The organism is Bacillus sp. D48C, assembly GCF_053345735.1.
Map to the genome: position 1 here is coordinate 1 of NZ_JBKFAQ010000002.1, position 15,515 is coordinate 15,515.

Sequence of the window (15,515 nt, forward strand, 5' to 3'; positions counted from 1 at the left end):
TTGTACCCACTAGATATGGGATTTGCGAAAAAGAATATTTGTTTAGAGTGTTATACATCACTGACAGGGAATTATCCATCTCAAGAACCGCCAACATCAACTAATGAAAATAACATACAAACGGAGCAGGAGCAGCTATAAGCTGTTTTTTATTTTGCATAAAATACGGCTTTTGTATGGAGATTCCTACGATGTATTCACCGTGAATAAGGTTGTCTCATATTATATGAAGATTGCTTTATTAAGATGATAAAAGGATGTGAATGTATTGGAAGATGTATATGTAAAAATCGATAGTTTAAAAGCAGAACAAAAAGAAATTATGCGTGATATTCGTAATTTAGAAACTCGCACAACAATTAATGAGAAAGACATCGCTACAATTAATAAGCAATTAGAAAAGATTAGTATGAATACAACTTGGATTTTACGAATTATTGTTAGTGCAATCACAATGTCGGTTTTGGGTTTAATATTAAAAGGAATGATATAAAACCTTAAAATAAAAGTACCTATTGAAAGAGGGGCAAGCGTCTCTCTTTTTTATTATAAATAAGGAGTGAACAGATGGATCGTATTGATGTATTATTAAAAACCTTTATTGCCACTTTCGGTGGTTTCTGTGGGTATTTCTTGGGAGGATGGGATACAACATTGAAAGTTCTAGTAATCATGGCAGCTATCGACTATATCACAGGAGTAGTCGCAGCAGGATATAACGGAGAGCTAAAAAGTAAAGTTGGTTTCAAAGGCATCGCCAAAAAGGTGGTGCTTTTTCTTTTGGTTGGAGTGGCGACCCAGCTGGATGTGGCACTTGGAAGCAATAGTGCTATTCGTGAAGCAACAATTTTCTTCTTCATGGGTAATGAATTACTTTCACTTTTAGAAAATGCTGGTCGAATGGGTATTCCGTTGCCACAAGCTTTGACAAATGCAGTTGGAATTTTAGGTGGTAAACAAAAACAAGAAGAGAAAAAGGGAGATGTTCAATAATGGAAATCAGAAAAAATTTAGTTGATGCAAGCAAATATGGTACTAAGTGTCCTTATACAATGAATCCAGAATTCATTACTGTCCACAATACTTATAACGATGCTACAGCAAATAACGAAGTGGCTTATATGATTCGTAATGACAACCAAGTATCGTTTCATATTGCGGTAGACGATAAAGAAGCTGTACAAGGTATTCCTTTAGAGCGTAACGCTTGGCATTGCGGTGATGGTGGTGGTAACGGAAATCGTAAATCTATTGGAGTTGAAATTTGTTACTCTTTAAGTGGTGGAGATCGATATTATAAAGCTGAAGATAATGCAGCTATCGTTGTAGCTCAATTAATGAAACAGTACAACATTCCAATCAGTAAAGTTCGTACACATAAATCATGGAGTGGAAAGTATTGTCCTCATCGTATGTTAGCAGAAGAACGTTGGAACAGCTTTATTGAAAGAGTCCAAAATGTATATAACGGTGGAGGTAATAACGTACCCCCAACTCATATTCCACCGTCATCTAGTGGGACAGGTATTGCATATATTGAGGGGAATAATGTTAATCTTCGTAAAGGACCTGGTACTGGATACGGGGTTATTCGTCAATTAGGGAAAGGAGAATGCTACCAAGTATGGGGTGAGTCAAATGGGTGGCTAAACTTAGGTGGCGATCAGTGGGTATATAATGATTCATCATACATTCGTTATATAGGAGAAAATGCACCAGCAGCTTCTAAACCTTCAAATGATGGCATTGGTGTAGTAACTATTACTGCTGATGTGTTACGCGTTCGTACTGGTCCAGGAACTAACTATGGTGTCGAAAAAAATGTGTATCAGAGCGAAAGATATCAGTCTTGGGGATATAGAGACGGTTGGTATAATGTTGGTGGCGACCAATGGGTTTCAGGTGAATATGTGAAGTTTGAAAAGTAAAAATAAGAGCCGTTTATTGGGCGGCTTTTTTTTAGTTTATATTCACTAATTCATCAAACTTAAACTCAGTACTCAAAGCAAAAGCATCTGTACAATATACAGTTTTTATCAGCGGTTCAATATGCGATACACTTATGTACATGTCGTGGATTATTCCGTCACGATAGTATGAAATAGATATTTCCTCTTTACTTTGCATCGAATGAATAAGACTTCGTTCAATTTGCTCCTGCATATCAACGCTAACAATTGATTTAGGAACTTTATTTAAATCGTTAAGCATTTCGTTTAATGAAAAGATTTTTTTATAAAAAATTCCTTTTTTTGCTATAATTAAGTGGTAACAATAAATATACTCTAGTTAAGAACGTATGTTTGAATATTGGTGCTAGAAATGATAACATAGGAGGAAGAAAGTTAATGAATGATGTAATTGAACAAATTGAAATTTCACAATTAGATGTAAATGATCGCTTTTTCGAAAGTCTGATAGAGGACTATGAGGGTTTCGAAAGATGGTTCGAGAAGAAAGCCTATCAAGGTGAAAAAGCTTATGTTTTAAGAGAAAATGGAGTTCAGGGATTTTTGTATCTTAAGGAAGAAGATGAGTCTGATGATACTATCACCCCGAATTTTCTGAAAAAAAGACGCCTTAAGATTGGAACCTTTAAAATCAATCCACATGGAACAGTTCTGGGAGAACGTTTTATTGGTATTATTTTGAAGAGAATGCTAGAAGAACAGTATTCTGAATGCTATGTAACTCTTTTTGAAAAGCAAGTAAAGTTAGTGGAGATATTTGAAAAGTTTGGTTTTGTTTTTTGGGGGAGAAAAAATAACGGTGAATTGGTATATGTAAAAACATTGGAGAAAAAAAATGATATTTTTAGAGACTTTCCATGTATTCAATTAGAGGAAAACAATAAATTTGTACTTGGTATCTATCCTAAATACCATACAAGATTATTTCCGTTTTCAAAACTAGACACGGAAAGAAATCATAAAATAGAAGATTTATCTTTTACAAATACAGTTGAAAAGGTTTATTTAACAGCTATGCTGGGGATAGAAAGTATTCAATCTGGAGATATGTTAGTAATTTATCGAACAGCTGAATGGGGTCAGTCCGCTAAATATAGTTCTGTTGCAACATCTATATGTACTGTAATAGAGAGAAAACATATTAGTGAATTTAATAACTTTGACGAATTCATTAAATTTTGCGGTAAAGGAACAATTTTTACCCCTCTAGAGTTAAAAGGATTTTGGGAGTTAAAAAAGTATCCTCATATTATTAAAATGTTGTATAATATTGCATTGCCAAAACGTATTATTAGGAAAGAATTAATTGAAAAAAATGTGATAAGTGACGGGAAGTACGCAGGTTTTATGCCCTTAACAAATTCACAATTTGAAAAGATTTTAGAATTAGGTGAGGTATGTGAAAGTTTTATTATCGATTAAACCGGAGTTTGTAGAAGAAATTATTTCGGGAAATAAAAGATTTGAATACAGAAAAAATATCTTTAAAAGAAAAGATGTTTCTTCTGTAGTAGTTTATGCAACTAAACCATATGGAAAAGTGGTAGGGGAGTTTGAAATAGAAGATATAATTATGGATAATCCCAAAAACATATGGAAACAGACAAAAGAATATTCGGGGATAACTAGAAGATTTTTTAATCATTATTTTGAGGGGAAACAAAAAGGATTTGCAATACAGATTAAAGAATTTAAAAAATATGAAAAGCCTTTAGATTTAATCGAATTCGATAGTACTTTAAAAGGTGCACCTCAATCATTTTGTTATACCAATGGAGGCATATGATGGTAGAATATATTTTTTTATCTGGCATACATGGTGTTGGAAAATCAACTTTAGTAAAAAAGTTACAAAATGACATGGATCTTGAAGCATTTTCTGTTAGTGATTTAATTAGAAAAGCGGGTAATGATATTGAAATATCTCAAAAGAGTACTGGTAATATTTCGAGGAATCAAGAGATGTGGAAGAGTGAATTAAACAATTTAGAATTAACTGATTCAAAATTGTTGTTAGATGGACATTTTTGCTTGTTAAACTCGAAAAATGAAATAAACCCTTTAGATTTTTCAACTTTTAAGGGTACTAATATGAGTAAGATTATTTTTATGAAAAATAATCCTCAAGTAATAAAAGAAAGATTATTCAAAAGAGATCGTATAAAATATTCGATAGAACTGTTAGCGGATTTTCAAGAATTTGAAATGTGTCAGGCTATTAAATATTCGCAAGAGAATGATATCGAGTTATTTATGTATGATGAAATTGAACCATACTCAGAGCTAATTAGATTTATTAAAAGCTAGTAGTATTTTGGTTAGGAGTGAAGAGTATACTATGCTACATAATTTGAAAATAAATACCGTTTTTTTTGAACCGGTGTTGAAGCGTATTAAGACCTTTGAAATCCGCAAAAATGATAGGGATTTTCATGTAGGTGATACAATTAATTTAAATGAATGGGATAATGAGCGAAAAGAATATACAGGAAGAAGCATAGCGATAGAAATTTTGTATATTACAGATTTTGAGCAAAAAGAGGGTTATGTAGTTTTTAGTTTTAAAATAGTATAGTATTTTTATTTCATAATCTTAACAAGGCGTATATTTAATTTTTTGTTTGGGTTCCTTTTGATATTAAAGGAATATAATTAGTCGACTTAAAGGCTATTTTACTTTTGCGTAACTATAACAGTTAATAATGAGAAAGTAAAAACATAAATTTAAAAACCCACTTAATTGTAATGATAGGTGGGTTTTTAAATTGTATAGGCGCCCACAAAGTATTCAATTAAAAGCCTATGAAATCGTATCTTTAATATATCAATAATATAAAAGGTTTATCTATATCAAGGAATTAAAAAGTAATTCTTAATATAACTTACTGTAGAAGAAAATGAAAAGGTGTGGTGAGTTTACAACTTACTACAAAAATAAATATAAGGATAAAATACCAATCGTTCATTTTTTACCGTAACAGAATATAGACAAAAAACTTTAGAGCAGTTTGTAATGAAGAATGGCGTTTATGTGAAGGTGTATGTTGTCCCAGAGTTTCAATAAAAAAGTGCAAACAAGTTTGCAAACACACTTGCTAACACCTATAAGAAATAGACATAAATTATCGCTGATATGTCTTCTTTGAAAATAGCTTTAATCAGTTACATCATACTTATACGAAATGCTCATAAAAACAGTCTTAATATCAAGAATATAATCATCCAGATATTCCTTTACTTTTCAGACGAAAACGAGGGATGATATTGATTTCTACCCCAGAGTTTGCATCAAATAATAAAAAAATACGGTTTGTAAAACTAAAAATGCAACAAGCTACAACCGGCATGAAATGGATTAAGATATTTAGAAATTTAAAAGATGATTTTCAAATAGGTGGAGATTTGGATTTAGACCATATTCTCCAATATCCGAAAGATTATATTGTCGGGGAAAATAAAAGGGTGTTATTTCCATACAATGAAAGAATATATAAAGTCCAAGGTACTAAAATAGAACCAGGTATAAAAGTAAAGGAAAGAGAGTATTTATTTAAAGAATTCCAGCGTAAATTCTCTTATTTCACAATACTTCCAGAATGTAAAAAGGTAGCAACAAATAACAAAAATGAATTATTTCCTTTATTTGCACCAAAAGGATTAGAGACATTAACATTAGAAGTTTGGTCTGAAAATATAGCGCTGGAAATAGAACAAGCATTACTTGATAGCGAAATTGTTTTGACTAAAATTGGTGAAAATTCTTATGTATTGAATACAGATTTCCCAGTATTATTAAAGATTGTGAGATACAATATTGAAAAGGTGTTACAAAATCCATATAAAATGCAATATTGTCAAAAATATAAAACAAATCTTGTAGATGATGTTACGAAAGCTGTCTATGCTACCGCGGGTGAGCGCAGTGATGCGACATTAGCATTAATCGCAATGAAAAATTGTGATGGACGCGAAAAAATTGATCCAAAACAAATCATTAGAGAGGGATTTGCACGAACAAATCGTATTTCAACATTTATTAATTTATTTATAGGCCAAAGTGTATCTCGTAAAACAATTGTAAATAGTGTTTTTAGTCTATTAGAACAAAAAGGATTTTTGAAGCGTAGTTGGAATAAGATAAATTTACCTTGTACATATGTTAATTTATCAATTGAACGAATATCGAAATTTGATTTCTTACCTATTCTTTCAAAAATAAAAGGAAAAGAAATTTTATATAAATTATATGGGAATACAGAGTGGCAAAAGATTGATTACGTATTATTAAATATAAATAAACATAATGCATTTTTATCACAACCATCAAAGAGAAATGATATGGGGGCTCTTTTTAAACAATATGTTTTCGAAACATTAATGGAAATTGTACAATATGCAAAAGAACAAAATGAACAAGTTTACTTCATTGTAGATGCAAATTTGAGAAAATATTGGATAAAAGAGTTACAAAATAAAGAAATTAATACAGATATTTTACCTGATATTGTTCCAGAGGTATTAAAGGTTCCCAACTTAAATATTATTAGAATAAATACAGGTTTTGATGTACCAAGCTACGGTGTAATAGAATGTGATGATGCTCTAGATAGAATAGGCTTATATGCAGATCAAAAAGGGATGTATTATAGCACTGGTGAATATTCACTTAATTGTAGTGAAGTTTTTCAGCGATATATAATTGAAATTCTACCATTAGGTGTAAAACCTGTAGAAAGGGATTATATCGCTAAAATGATACATTACATGTGCTGTAATTCTAGTATGCTTTCGAAAAAGAATGTACACATGACATATTCCGTACATATGGAAAAAGTAATAAAGAGTTATATTACTGACATAGATGCAAGAGAATTTAAAGAATTTGATGATGAATTGGATGTAGATGTAGTAAAAGTAGAAAAGAAAGATTCAATTATTCTACTTTAAATACTAGTAAACAAATCCTGCTCGTTATATCGATCAGGATTTGTCATTTTTTTATGCAAATAAGGATATCATTTGTCAAGTATCTTTTCGTTTACATATTTACTTTATGTGCAGACAGGATTAATATGTTTTTTAGAAATACAAAAACTATACCAAATGGAAAAGCGATTTTTATTAATTGAAAAAATTTGAAAGGAATGGGGAATGGTGAAGAAATTAGATGTGCTCTTAATGCTACTGAGCGTCCTCTTTCCAATTGCAGGACTTACAAAGCAAATCCCTCTAGAACAATCTGTATATATTGGAGGGCTTTTATTTTTTACTAGTTTCGGTAGTTATTTTGCTAAAAAGATGTATTCACGTATATGCAGCTGGATAGCGTATGCGCCATTTATAACATTACTGTTAGTTATTTGGCATCAGGATATTACAACAAGCTCAATCATAGCAAATGCGAAAATTGCTGCATGTGTCGCGTTAATTCCATGTTTATTTCGTTTTCGTACATATGGACTTACTTTGGGATTATTCTCATTATGGGCCGCTTTACTATGGGATATAAAAGAAGTACAGTCGTTAGTCATACTTGAACGCATGACGAGTTTAATGACAAGCCATTATGTATATATATTACTATTAATTGGAGGACTTGTATTAGGAGGATTACTTGCGATGTTCATTCACCGCAAAGAGAAAGATAATAATAAAGAAAATATAAATCTACTTGGACCAAAAAAGAAACGCAAAAGATTATCATTTAAGATTCGTCTTCCGAGATTACCGAAATTAAAGATGAAACTATTTAAGTTTGGTGGGAAAGAATCTAAAAGTAAAATTCCAGAAAAGATACATGAGCATAAGTACGAAGAACCAGTTGCAACATATAAAATGACAGAGAAAATAGATCCATACAAAGAAAATGAAGTTCAAGGTCAAACAAGGATGGAACGCCGAAGAAATAGGTTTAATGCATAATGAAGTTTAATAACCCCGTAATGACTTATCTTAATATTGATAAATCATTACGGTTTTTTTATGTAATTAAATAAAGGTTGCTAATGAGGGGGGGGATAGCATATTTTATAGGTGAGAAGTTAAATAAAATAAGGGGAGGATAAAATGCTTATCATTACATATATATCTGCTTGTATATTATTCTTAGTTAGCTTTTTACATGTATATTGGGGTTTCGGAGGTAATTGGGGGACAAATAGTGTTATACCAACTAAATCAGGGGAAAAGGCGTTTACACCTCGTGCCGGAATGACATTGTTCATTGCATTATTATTAAGTATGGCAGCGATAATTTTGTTGCAACAAGCAAATATTGTTCATTTTGCAGTTCCTAATGTTATTATTCAAGTCGGTTCCTGGATTTGTATGATCGTCTTTTCTATTAGAGTAATTGGTGAGTTTAATTATTTTGGTATCTTTAAACGACAAAAAGATACGCACTTCGCTAGAATGGATACTGGTTTATATATTCCACTTTGTGCATTTTTATCTTTATCTTTCTTATTAGTAATAATTTTGTGAGTAAATAATAGTAGTTTCTTTTCTCAAAATATATGTAAACGTGAGAAATCCAAGAGTAAATAAAAAAAGGGTGTAAGCGCCTTCTTGTCGAAATGTAAATTATTATGAAAGGCGGTGACACTATGAAGTATGTAAAAGTTAGTATGAATGGTGGAAGTGAACACAAATTTTCAATGACTTTAGATCGGTTTGAAGAACTTATTACTACAGAGAATGGGATATTAGAAAATAAATTAGTATGTATTGAAAATGTAATGATTAATCCTACTAATATATCTTCTGTAGTTGAAAAAATTGGTGTACCGGCTAAGTTTATGGAAGCTTAAAATCGTTAGATAAAAAACATCCCCAATGGATGTTTTTTAATTTATAAATATGAAATTGTATAGTGAATATTTGAGTAGATTTTTTTAGCAATGACTATGCATATATTAAGTACCTGAACATGGTGCTTAATATATGCACGAAATAATAAGTACAAGCATATATTATGTAGTAGGACAAGATCTTCGTGTCCTACTTAATACTCAGAAAAAACTTCTAATCACATAAGAGCATCCAATTGCAGGGTGCTCTTATTTTTGTAAAAATTTACTGCAAGGCTTATTTTATAGTAGGATGCAAGAATAAAGGGCTATTTTTAAATAATGTTCTTTAGCCTTTAATTTTAAATTTATCTTTAACATTAGTAAATATTAAAAATAATATGATAGCAGAAATTAAGTTAGATAAGTAGAAATCTTGATGAAACAGTAGTTCGAAGATGACATAGAAAGTAACGAATAAGGCGATAACAGGTAGTATGCAAATAAATATAAATCTCCAATTTTTTAAGTAATGTCTATAATTAGTAAGTACTTTCTCCATAAATGTAGCTCCTATATTTTTGTTTTTATATAATTATACATTTAGATACAAGGATTTTCAAAGTAAAAATATTTAGCAATTCAAAAATATAAGGAAAGTATTTGTTGAAAATCCAGATTGCTCTAGCAATCTGGATTTGACTTTAAAGAACTATACTAAAATGATACACTATAATCTACGTTATTTTTGAAATGAATAGAGGGATTTGTGTGATAGATAAAATTAAAAATGCTGTAGAGGATATGTACGAGGATGAGGTTAAAGATTTACTTCAAAGTATTCTCATACAGTTAAACTTATTAGAAGAAAACTATAGTGAAGATACAATTAAAAATTTGATGGATATTCCGAAACAATTAACGAGTAATCCTACTTATAAAAGAAATGTAAAAGAAAGTACGCACGTACATATTGCTTTTGATGATTCAACGGCTGGTTGCTTAACATATATGTTAAGTCAAGAAGAATTATCTGAAGAGAGTGTTGTTGCTTTTTCTGAATTCTTTTCAATTGGACCGATATATAAGTTGCATACGAATGGGGGGCAACTAGCAAGACAGAAGTGGTTAATAAATAATTTAACTGCTTATGATAGTTATTTTGAAGAAGAATATTTATCAAGATTTATAGCAACTATAGAAGAACTACATACTATTCCTGTTGAAACGCCTATTACAATTTGGAAGGCTGATAATGCACATGAACATGTAGGCCTAAGTTTTGTAATGGCACAATTAAAGGATAAGAAAAACATTCGAGTTATTAATACATCTGAAGCAAGTCGAGAAATATTAAAACAAGAGTATGATATTCGTGGAACTGGAGAATTACCACCTGAAAGTTTAGCTCTATTCCAAAAAAGTTTTGCAAAGTTACCTTATTTAACTGAAGAGAAGCGAATGAAGTTTGAACATGAATGGGATAGAATATCGGGAAGCGTAGAATGTTTAAGAGTGTGGAAAGAAAATGAAGTATATTCTGTACAAGAAGATTATTTTGATCAATTTATAATTGAATGCGCGAAAAGTGTGGGTGCTGATCGAGAATTCCTCAAAGCTCCTAGAGTAATTGGTGAAGCACTTGGTCTTGTTGAACAATTGGTTGGAGATACTTTCTTAGAATATCGCTTGAAACAATTAATTAAACAAGAAGTATTTGAATTTGAAGGTTCGTTAGATGAAATGCGTTTTTATAGTGTGAAGTTAAGGAAATAATAAACACCTTCTATTTTTGAAAGGCTCGTATTTTTAATAATACGAGCTTTTTAAGTTGAATTTGGGCTATAACATAAGCTTCCCAGAGAGGGCATATCACATATAAATGTTAAAGGTAATGAATGAAAAGTAGGTGATTTGTTAATATGTATAACCAACAAAATTATCCATATGATCAAGCGATGTATTATAATCCACAAAACTACGGGTATGAATCTGTAGATGAAGCGAGAGATATGGAACAAGAAGATTACAGACCAGATGATGCGGAAGATGCTCCAACGTCACCACCGCCGTCGCAAGCTCCGTCGTTACCGTCTACCTTTGCGTCTCCATCTCAAGCGGGCAATATGAAATCATGGATGTGTAATTGTCTAGGAAGATGGGGCTATTTACGTTTACATCGTCCTGGTCCTTTCGGAAGGGACTTATGGTTCTTTCCGACTGAAGTGAGAAGAAACGGAGTATCAGGTTACACTTGGCAAGGTGGTCGTCGTCGTAAAGTAAGTTATCGCTATCAACAAATTAGTAATTTTATGTGCTTCGCATAAAGAGTAGTGGGAGAGTGAAACGATTTTACTCTCTCACTTTTTTATTTTTCAATATACGAAGTAAGATTTTGGTTAAAAATTTACAATTTTCACGTTTTTATTAGAGTATAATGCATATGTTGGGTTGGTTTTCAAAAACAAATGAGAGTGAGGGAATACAATGTCAATGAAAAACAAGGTTGGACTAAAAATAGAGGAGGGCATTAATTTAGCTTCAGCTCAATTTAAAGAAGATGCGTATGAAATTTATAAAGAATCTAGAAAAATGCAACCTATCTTATTTGTGAATAAAACTGAACTAGGTGCGGAATGGCTTATCACAAGATATGAAGATGCTTTGCCACTTTTAAAAGATAGTCGCTTAAAAAAAGATCCAGCCAATGTATTTTCTCAAGATACATTGAATGTGTTTCTTACTGTTGACAATAGTGATTATTTAACTACTCATATGTTAAATTCAGATCCACCTAACCATAATCGTTTACGATCACTCGTACAAAAAGCTTTTACACCGAAGATGATCACGCAATTGGAAGGAAGAATACAGGATATTGCAGATGATTTGTTAAATGAAGTCGAGCGAAAGGGTTCATTAAATCTTGTTGATGATTATTCGTTCCCTTTACCGATTATTGTAATAAGTGAAATGCTTGGCATTCCAAAAGAAGATCAAGCGAAATTTAGAATTTGGTCTCATGCTGTCATTGCTTACCCAGAAACACCAGAAGAAATAAAAGAAACTGAAAAGCAACTATCTGAGTTTATTACATATCTTCAATATTTAGTTGATATTAAACGAAAAGAGCCAAAAGAAGACTTGGTGAGTGCTTTAATACTTGCAGAGAGTGAAGGGCATAAACTTAGCGCTCGGGAACTATATTCAATGATAATGTTACTAATTGTGGCGGGACACGAGACAACGGTAAATTTAATAACAAATACGGTATTAGCGCTCCTCGAAAATCCAGATCAATTACAGTTATTAAAAGAAAATCCAAAATTAATTGATGCCGCTATTGAGGAAGGACTACGATATTATTCTCCAGTTGAGGTTACAACTTCAAGATGGGCAGATGAACCTTTTCAAATTCACGACCAAACAATTGAAAAAGGAGATATGGTTGTCATTGCCTTAGCTTCTGCAAACCGTGATGAAACTGTATTTGAAAACCCAGAAGTATTCGATATTACTCGGGAAAATAATCGTCATATTGCCTTTGGTCATGGTAGCCATTTCTGCTTAGGCGCTCCACTTGCTAGGTTGGAAGCAAAGATTGCTATTACTACTTTGTTTAATCGAATGCCTGAACTACAAATAAAAGGGAATCGTGAAGAAATTAAATGGCAAGGTAACTATTTAATGCGTTCTTTAGAGGAATTGCCTTTAACTTTCTAGAATAGTAAAAGGAGACATGCATACATCGAAAATGATTTACATAGAGTATGTATGTGTTATTTAAATTCGAAACGGAAGGGTGAAGACATCCCAATGATCAACTAATTCTATTTGTAAGAGATCTTCGTTAAAAAACGAAATATTCTTCTGAATAGGGTTAGTCTGTACATTTATAGAAAAGGGATGTATTTCGCTCTGCGAATATATAGTCTTTTTATATGATTTGTGCTGCCTCCTGTTCAGAACATGAAATAGGAGGCTTTTTTATGTCGACAAATGTAGTAACGAAACAAAACAATGGGGTATCACAAGTATTAAAAAATCGGTTTGTTCAAGGGATTTTAGCATCAGCATTATTTTTACAAATAGGAATATGGGTTCGAAACTTTGCGGTATTACTATATGTAATGGAAATGACAAAAGGTGATGCTTTTGCTATTTCGATGATTTCAGTTGCTGAATTCGCTCCAATTTTTATTTTTTCATTTATTGGCGGTACTTTTGCTGATAGGTGGAAGCCAAAGAAGACAATGATATGGTGTGAGACGTTAAGTTCCATTTCAGTATTCGCTGTATTAATTACGCTTATGTTTGGAACGTGGAAAATTGTGTTTTTTGTGACACTCATCTCTGCAATCCTTTCACAGTTTTCACAACCATCTGGAATGAAGTTGTTTAAACAACATTTATCAACGGAACAAATTCAATTAGCAATGTCTATATATCAAACGATATTTGCAATATTTATGGTATTAGGACCAATCCTAGGGACATTTATCTTTCATAGTTTTGGAATTTATATTTCAATCATCATAACAGGCATCTCGTTTGTACTTGCGGCAGTTGTATTGTTATTTCTTCCGAAAGATCTTGAAAACGACGTAGAAAAGAAAGATATCACTCTGTTGCAGGAGATGAAGGACGGTATTAAGTATGTCAAAAAGAAAAAAGCATTAACTTTGCTGGGGCTTTGTTTTATGGCTGCAGGACTAGGTATAGGATTAATTCAGCCATTAGGTATATTTATTGTGACTGAGCAGTTAGGATTATCAAAAGAGAGTTTACAGTGGCTACTAACAGTAAATGGTGCGGGAATGATTGTTGGCGGGGCATTAGCGATGGTATTTGCGAAAAACGTTGCTCCGCAAAAGATGTTAATTATCGGTATGCTTGGTCAAGCAATTGGTATTAGCATTATAGGGTATTCTACAAATTTATGGGTTACACTTACAGCGCAGCTTTTTAGTGGTTTAGCTCTTCCTTGTATCCAAATTGGTATTAATACGCTTATTATTCAAAATAGCGATACCGATTTTATAGGTCGTGTAAATGGTATTTTAAGTCCGCTATTTACCGGTTCAATGGTAGTAACGATGAGTATAGCTGGCTCATTAAAAGAGATGTTTTCATTAAGTATGATGTATGAAGGGACGGCTTTACTTTTTATAATTGGATTATTGTTTATTATACCTATATACAATTTAAAGCCAGTAATAGCGATAGAAAGTGAAATAAGTGGTAAAGGAAGTGCTGTACAGAATGAATCCTAATCCAAATATTAAATACCCTATTGAAGGAAATCAAAACGTTCAATTTATAAAAAATACAATAACAAAATCTAATATACTTGTTGGTGACTATTCTTATTATGATGCGAAAGATGGAGAAAAATTTGAAAATCGAGTATTACATCATTATGAATTTCTTGGAGATCGCCTTATTATTGGAAAGTTTTGTTGTATTGCATCTGGAGTTAACTTTATTATGAACGGAGCCAATCATCGGATGGATGGATTTTCGGCATATCCATTTAATATATTTGGAAATGGGTGGGAGAAGTATACACCTAGTTTGTCTGATTTACCTTACAAAGGTGATACAGTTATAGGAAATGACGTTTGGATTGGTATGGATACAACAATTATGCCCGGAATAAAAATAGGGGATGGTGCAATCATTGCAGCTAAATCTGTTGTGACTAGAGACGTCGCACCATATACAATTGTTGGTGGAAACCCTGCAAATAAAATAAAAGAGAGATTTTCAAATGAAACAATTCAAGAATTATTGCAAATTCAATGGTGGCATTTTGATATTGAAAAAATAACTGGAAATATTGATGCTATTGTACGCGGAGATATTGAACCATTAAGAAAGCTAAAAAGGGAATAAAAAATGGATGACGAATAGTATCATACCTCCGAATTTTGTTAATGATAATAGAACAAGGAGGTGTGATACTATGGCACAAGACGTTTTATGTGAAGTAAACAACTGTAAATTTTGGGCGAACGGTAATAAATGTAGTGCAGAGGCAATTTACGTAGTAAGTCATAAAGGTAAACATGCATCTACAACGGAAGAAACAGATTGCAAAACATTCGATCCAGAAGTGTAAATTGTTTAAGGGTAGCCAAATCGTGGTTGCCCTTTTATTAATGATAGTATTGATAATAAATATCATTTTCATTCATTGATTTTAGCTTTTTTTGTTATTTTTTCATATTTTCTTCATAAGTGATGTAATCCAACTCAATTCATGTTCAATTCGTGATTTACTAAATTCAATGACTTCAGTAATAAAGGGTGAGGTAACCTCTAGAGACTGGATAGCGGTAAGTTGATTATGTAGTACGTTTTGACGTACAGTCAAAATCTCTTTTCTAGCTTCATATTCAAGTTTTTCAAATAGTGCGATACGAACAAGAAATTCTGCATTATTTGTCGCAAGTTTTTCGGGAAACTCTCGTAACATTTCAGAAAAAATTTCTTCTCCTGTTTCTGTTATATCGTACATATTTCGATTTGGTTTTCCAACTTGTTTATGTATTTTTTTCGTTATAGCACCCATATTTTCAAAGCGCCGAAGGGCAGGGTAAAGCATGTTGTGATTTAATTCAAAATTCTCACCTAAACGATTTTGAACATTTTTTTTGATTTCATATCCATGTTTTGGTCCTGTCGTTAATTCTGCTAGTAGTAAAATGTCAACGTACATAAAAATCCCCCTTATATATTTCTCAAGTTCTCTAAT

General features: G+C 31.9%; 20 protein-coding genes and 1 pseudogene. 18 read left to right on the top strand and 3 right to left on the bottom strand.

Annotated elements, in window-relative coordinates; genetic code table 11:
• The first annotated feature begins 268 nt into the window (after positions 1–268).
• From ACLBXA_RS05030 to ACLBXA_RS05040, 3 genes are all read left to right on the top strand, one after another.
• Positions 269–493, top strand: a complete 225-nt coding sequence (locus ACLBXA_RS05030) for a hypothetical protein (RefSeq protein ID WP_086390541.1) — start codon at positions 269–271, stop codon at positions 491–493.
• 74 nt (positions 494–567) lie between these two features.
• Entirely contained in the window at positions 568–993 is a 426-nt protein-coding gene (locus tag ACLBXA_RS05035) for a phage holin family protein (RefSeq protein WP_447617124.1), read from the top strand.
• The gene (locus ACLBXA_RS05040; protein WP_447617125.1) at positions 993–1,928 is read left to right on the top strand and encodes an N-acetylmuramoyl-L-alanine amidase; all 936 of its coding nucleotides are present in this window, start codon (positions 993–995) and stop codon (positions 1,926–1,928) included. The genes ACLBXA_RS05035 and ACLBXA_RS05040 overlap by 1 nt, the downstream gene beginning before the upstream one ends.
• A 31-nt stretch (positions 1,929–1,959) precedes the next feature.
• Here ACLBXA_RS05040 and ACLBXA_RS05045 read toward each other — a convergent pair whose 3' ends face one another.
• Complete coding sequence (locus ACLBXA_RS05045) at positions 1,960–2,211, bottom strand: YolD-like family protein (protein WP_447617126.1); 252 nt, start codon at positions 2,209–2,211, stop codon at positions 1,960–1,962.
• A 137-nt stretch (positions 2,212–2,348) separates the two neighbouring features.
• Between ACLBXA_RS05045 and ACLBXA_RS05050 the strand changes: the two genes are divergently transcribed.
• The 9 genes and pseudogenes from ACLBXA_RS05050 to ACLBXA_RS05090 all read left to right on the top strand — a co-directional run bounded on the left by ACLBXA_RS05050 (position 2,349) and on the right by ACLBXA_RS05090 (position 8,779).
• A complete protein-coding gene (locus ACLBXA_RS05050; protein WP_097850606.1) occupies positions 2,349–3,392 on the top strand; it encodes a hypothetical protein in 1,044 nt (347 codons plus the stop codon).
• A complete protein-coding gene (locus ACLBXA_RS05055; RefSeq protein WP_097850605.1) occupies positions 3,370–3,756 on the top strand; it encodes an ASCH domain-containing protein in 387 nt (128 codons plus the stop codon). The genes ACLBXA_RS05050 and ACLBXA_RS05055 overlap by 23 nt, the downstream gene beginning before the upstream one ends.
• Positions 3,756–4,277: an ATP-binding protein gene (locus ACLBXA_RS05060; RefSeq protein ID WP_097850604.1), complete on the top strand. Its 522-nt coding sequence runs from the start codon at positions 3,756–3,758 to the stop codon at positions 4,275–4,277. Before ACLBXA_RS05055 ends, ACLBXA_RS05060 begins: the two co-directional genes overlap by 1 nt.
• A gap of 31 nt (positions 4,278–4,308) precedes the next feature.
• Positions 4,309–4,545 carry a DUF3850 domain-containing protein gene (locus tag ACLBXA_RS05065; RefSeq protein WP_097850603.1) on the top strand — a complete coding sequence of 79 codons (237 nt, stop codon included), beginning with the start codon at positions 4,309–4,311 and terminating at the stop codon, positions 4,543–4,545.
• Between the two features lie 316 nt (positions 4,546–4,861).
• Positions 4,862–5,034, top strand: a pseudogene (locus ACLBXA_RS05070) (replication-relaxation family protein); the annotation flags it as partial.
• 200 nt (positions 5,035–5,234) lie between these two features.
• On the top strand, positions 5,235–6,917 hold the full coding sequence (locus ACLBXA_RS05075) for an RNaseH domain-containing protein (protein WP_000626096.1): 1,683 nt from the start codon (positions 5,235–5,237) through the stop codon (positions 6,915–6,917).
• Between the two features lie 207 nt (positions 6,918–7,124).
• The gene (locus ACLBXA_RS05080) at positions 7,125–7,892 is read left to right on the top strand and encodes a DUF3959 family protein (RefSeq protein WP_014894749.1); all 768 of its coding nucleotides are present in this window, start codon (positions 7,125–7,127) and stop codon (positions 7,890–7,892) included.
• A 144-nt stretch (positions 7,893–8,036) separates the two neighbouring features.
• Positions 8,037–8,453 (top strand): DUF3995 domain-containing protein, encoded by a 417-nt coding sequence (locus ACLBXA_RS05085; RefSeq protein WP_000905578.1) that lies wholly within the window; start codon positions 8,037–8,039, stop codon positions 8,451–8,453.
• A gap of 122 nt (positions 8,454–8,575) precedes the next feature.
• Positions 8,576–8,779: a hypothetical protein gene (locus ACLBXA_RS05090; RefSeq protein WP_000878369.1), complete on the top strand. Its 204-nt coding sequence runs from the start codon at positions 8,576–8,578 to the stop codon at positions 8,777–8,779.
• A gap of 328 nt (positions 8,780–9,107) precedes the next feature.
• On the opposite strand, the gene ACLBXA_RS05095 is transcribed toward ACLBXA_RS05090, so the two are convergent.
• A complete protein-coding gene (locus tag ACLBXA_RS05095; RefSeq protein WP_000416836.1) occupies positions 9,108–9,320 on the bottom strand; it encodes a hypothetical protein in 213 nt (70 codons plus the stop codon).
• 209 nt (positions 9,321–9,529) lie between these two features.
• On the opposite strand from ACLBXA_RS05095, the gene ACLBXA_RS05100 reads away from it, so the two are divergent.
• From ACLBXA_RS05100 to ACLBXA_RS05125, 6 genes are all read left to right on the top strand, one after another.
• On the top strand, positions 9,530–10,534 hold the full coding sequence (locus ACLBXA_RS05100) for a DUF1835 domain-containing protein (RefSeq protein WP_000565700.1): 1,005 nt from the start codon (positions 9,530–9,532) through the stop codon (positions 10,532–10,534).
• Between the two features lie 146 nt (positions 10,535–10,680).
• A complete protein-coding gene (locus tag ACLBXA_RS05105; RefSeq protein ID WP_000282691.1) occupies positions 10,681–11,085 on the top strand; it encodes a hypothetical protein in 405 nt (134 codons plus the stop codon).
• Positions 11,086–11,245: 160 nt separating this feature from the next.
• A complete protein-coding gene (cypA, locus tag ACLBXA_RS05110) occupies positions 11,246–12,481 on the top strand; it encodes a cytochrome P450 (RefSeq protein ID WP_000062093.1) in 1,236 nt (411 codons plus the stop codon).
• Positions 12,482–12,747: 266 nt separating this feature from the next.
• Entirely contained in the window at positions 12,748–14,031 is a 1,284-nt protein-coding gene (locus ACLBXA_RS05115) for an MFS transporter (protein ID WP_000106404.1), read from the top strand.
• A complete protein-coding gene (locus ACLBXA_RS05120) occupies positions 14,021–14,653 on the top strand; it encodes a Vat family streptogramin A O-acetyltransferase (protein ID WP_001069207.1) in 633 nt (210 codons plus the stop codon). The genes ACLBXA_RS05115 and ACLBXA_RS05120 overlap by 11 nt, the downstream gene beginning before the upstream one ends.
• 70 nt (positions 14,654–14,723) lie before the next feature.
• Positions 14,724–14,879 (top strand): DUF1540 domain-containing protein, encoded by a 156-nt coding sequence (locus ACLBXA_RS05125; RefSeq protein WP_000046095.1) that lies wholly within the window; start codon positions 14,724–14,726, stop codon positions 14,877–14,879.
• 102 nt (positions 14,880–14,981) lie between these two features.
• On the opposite strand, the gene ACLBXA_RS05130 is transcribed toward ACLBXA_RS05125, so the two are convergent.
• A complete protein-coding gene (locus ACLBXA_RS05130) occupies positions 14,982–15,479 on the bottom strand; it encodes a PadR family transcriptional regulator (RefSeq protein WP_000289121.1) in 498 nt (165 codons plus the stop codon).
• Positions 15,480–15,515 lie beyond the last annotated feature (36 nt).

Coding starts and splice junctions, on each gene's coding strand:
- ACLBXA_RS05115 (WP_000106404.1), top strand. CDS start 12,748: ATGTCGACAAATGTAGTAACGAAACAAAACAATGGGGTATCACAAGTA.
- ACLBXA_RS05060 (WP_097850604.1), top strand. CDS start 3,756: ATGGTAGAATATATTTTTTTATCTGGCATACATGGTGTTGGAAAATCA.
- ACLBXA_RS05065 (WP_097850603.1), top strand. CDS start 4,309: ATGCTACATAATTTGAAAATAAATACCGTTTTTTTTGAACCGGTGTTG.
- ACLBXA_RS05035 (WP_447617124.1), top strand. CDS start 568: ATGGATCGTATTGATGTATTATTAAAAACCTTTATTGCCACTTTCGGT.
- ACLBXA_RS05050 (WP_097850606.1), top strand. CDS start 2,349: ATGAATGATGTAATTGAACAAATTGAAATTTCACAATTAGATGTAAAT.
- ACLBXA_RS05095 (WP_000416836.1), bottom strand. CDS start 9,320: ATGGAGAAAGTACTTACTAATTATAGACATTACTTAAAAAATTGGAGA.
- ACLBXA_RS05085 (WP_000905578.1), top strand. CDS start 8,037: ATGCTTATCATTACATATATATCTGCTTGTATATTATTCTTAGTTAGC.
- ACLBXA_RS05120 (WP_001069207.1), top strand. CDS start 14,021: ATGAATCCTAATCCAAATATTAAATACCCTATTGAAGGAAATCAAAAC.
- ACLBXA_RS05090 (WP_000878369.1), top strand. CDS start 8,576: ATGAAGTATGTAAAAGTTAGTATGAATGGTGGAAGTGAACACAAATTT.
- ACLBXA_RS05105 (WP_000282691.1), top strand. CDS start 10,681: ATGTATAACCAACAAAATTATCCATATGATCAAGCGATGTATTATAAT.
- ACLBXA_RS05125 (WP_000046095.1), top strand. CDS start 14,724: ATGGCACAAGACGTTTTATGTGAAGTAAACAACTGTAAATTTTGGGCG.
- ACLBXA_RS05130 (WP_000289121.1), bottom strand. CDS start 15,479: ATGTACGTTGACATTTTACTACTAGCAGAATTAACGACAGGACCAAAA.
- ACLBXA_RS05040 (WP_447617125.1), top strand. CDS start 993: ATGGAAATCAGAAAAAATTTAGTTGATGCAAGCAAATATGGTACTAAG.
- cypA (WP_000062093.1), top strand. CDS start 11,246: ATGTCAATGAAAAACAAGGTTGGACTAAAAATAGAGGAGGGCATTAAT.
- ACLBXA_RS05045 (WP_447617126.1), bottom strand. CDS start 2,211: ATGCTTAACGATTTAAATAAAGTTCCTAAATCAATTGTTAGCGTTGAT.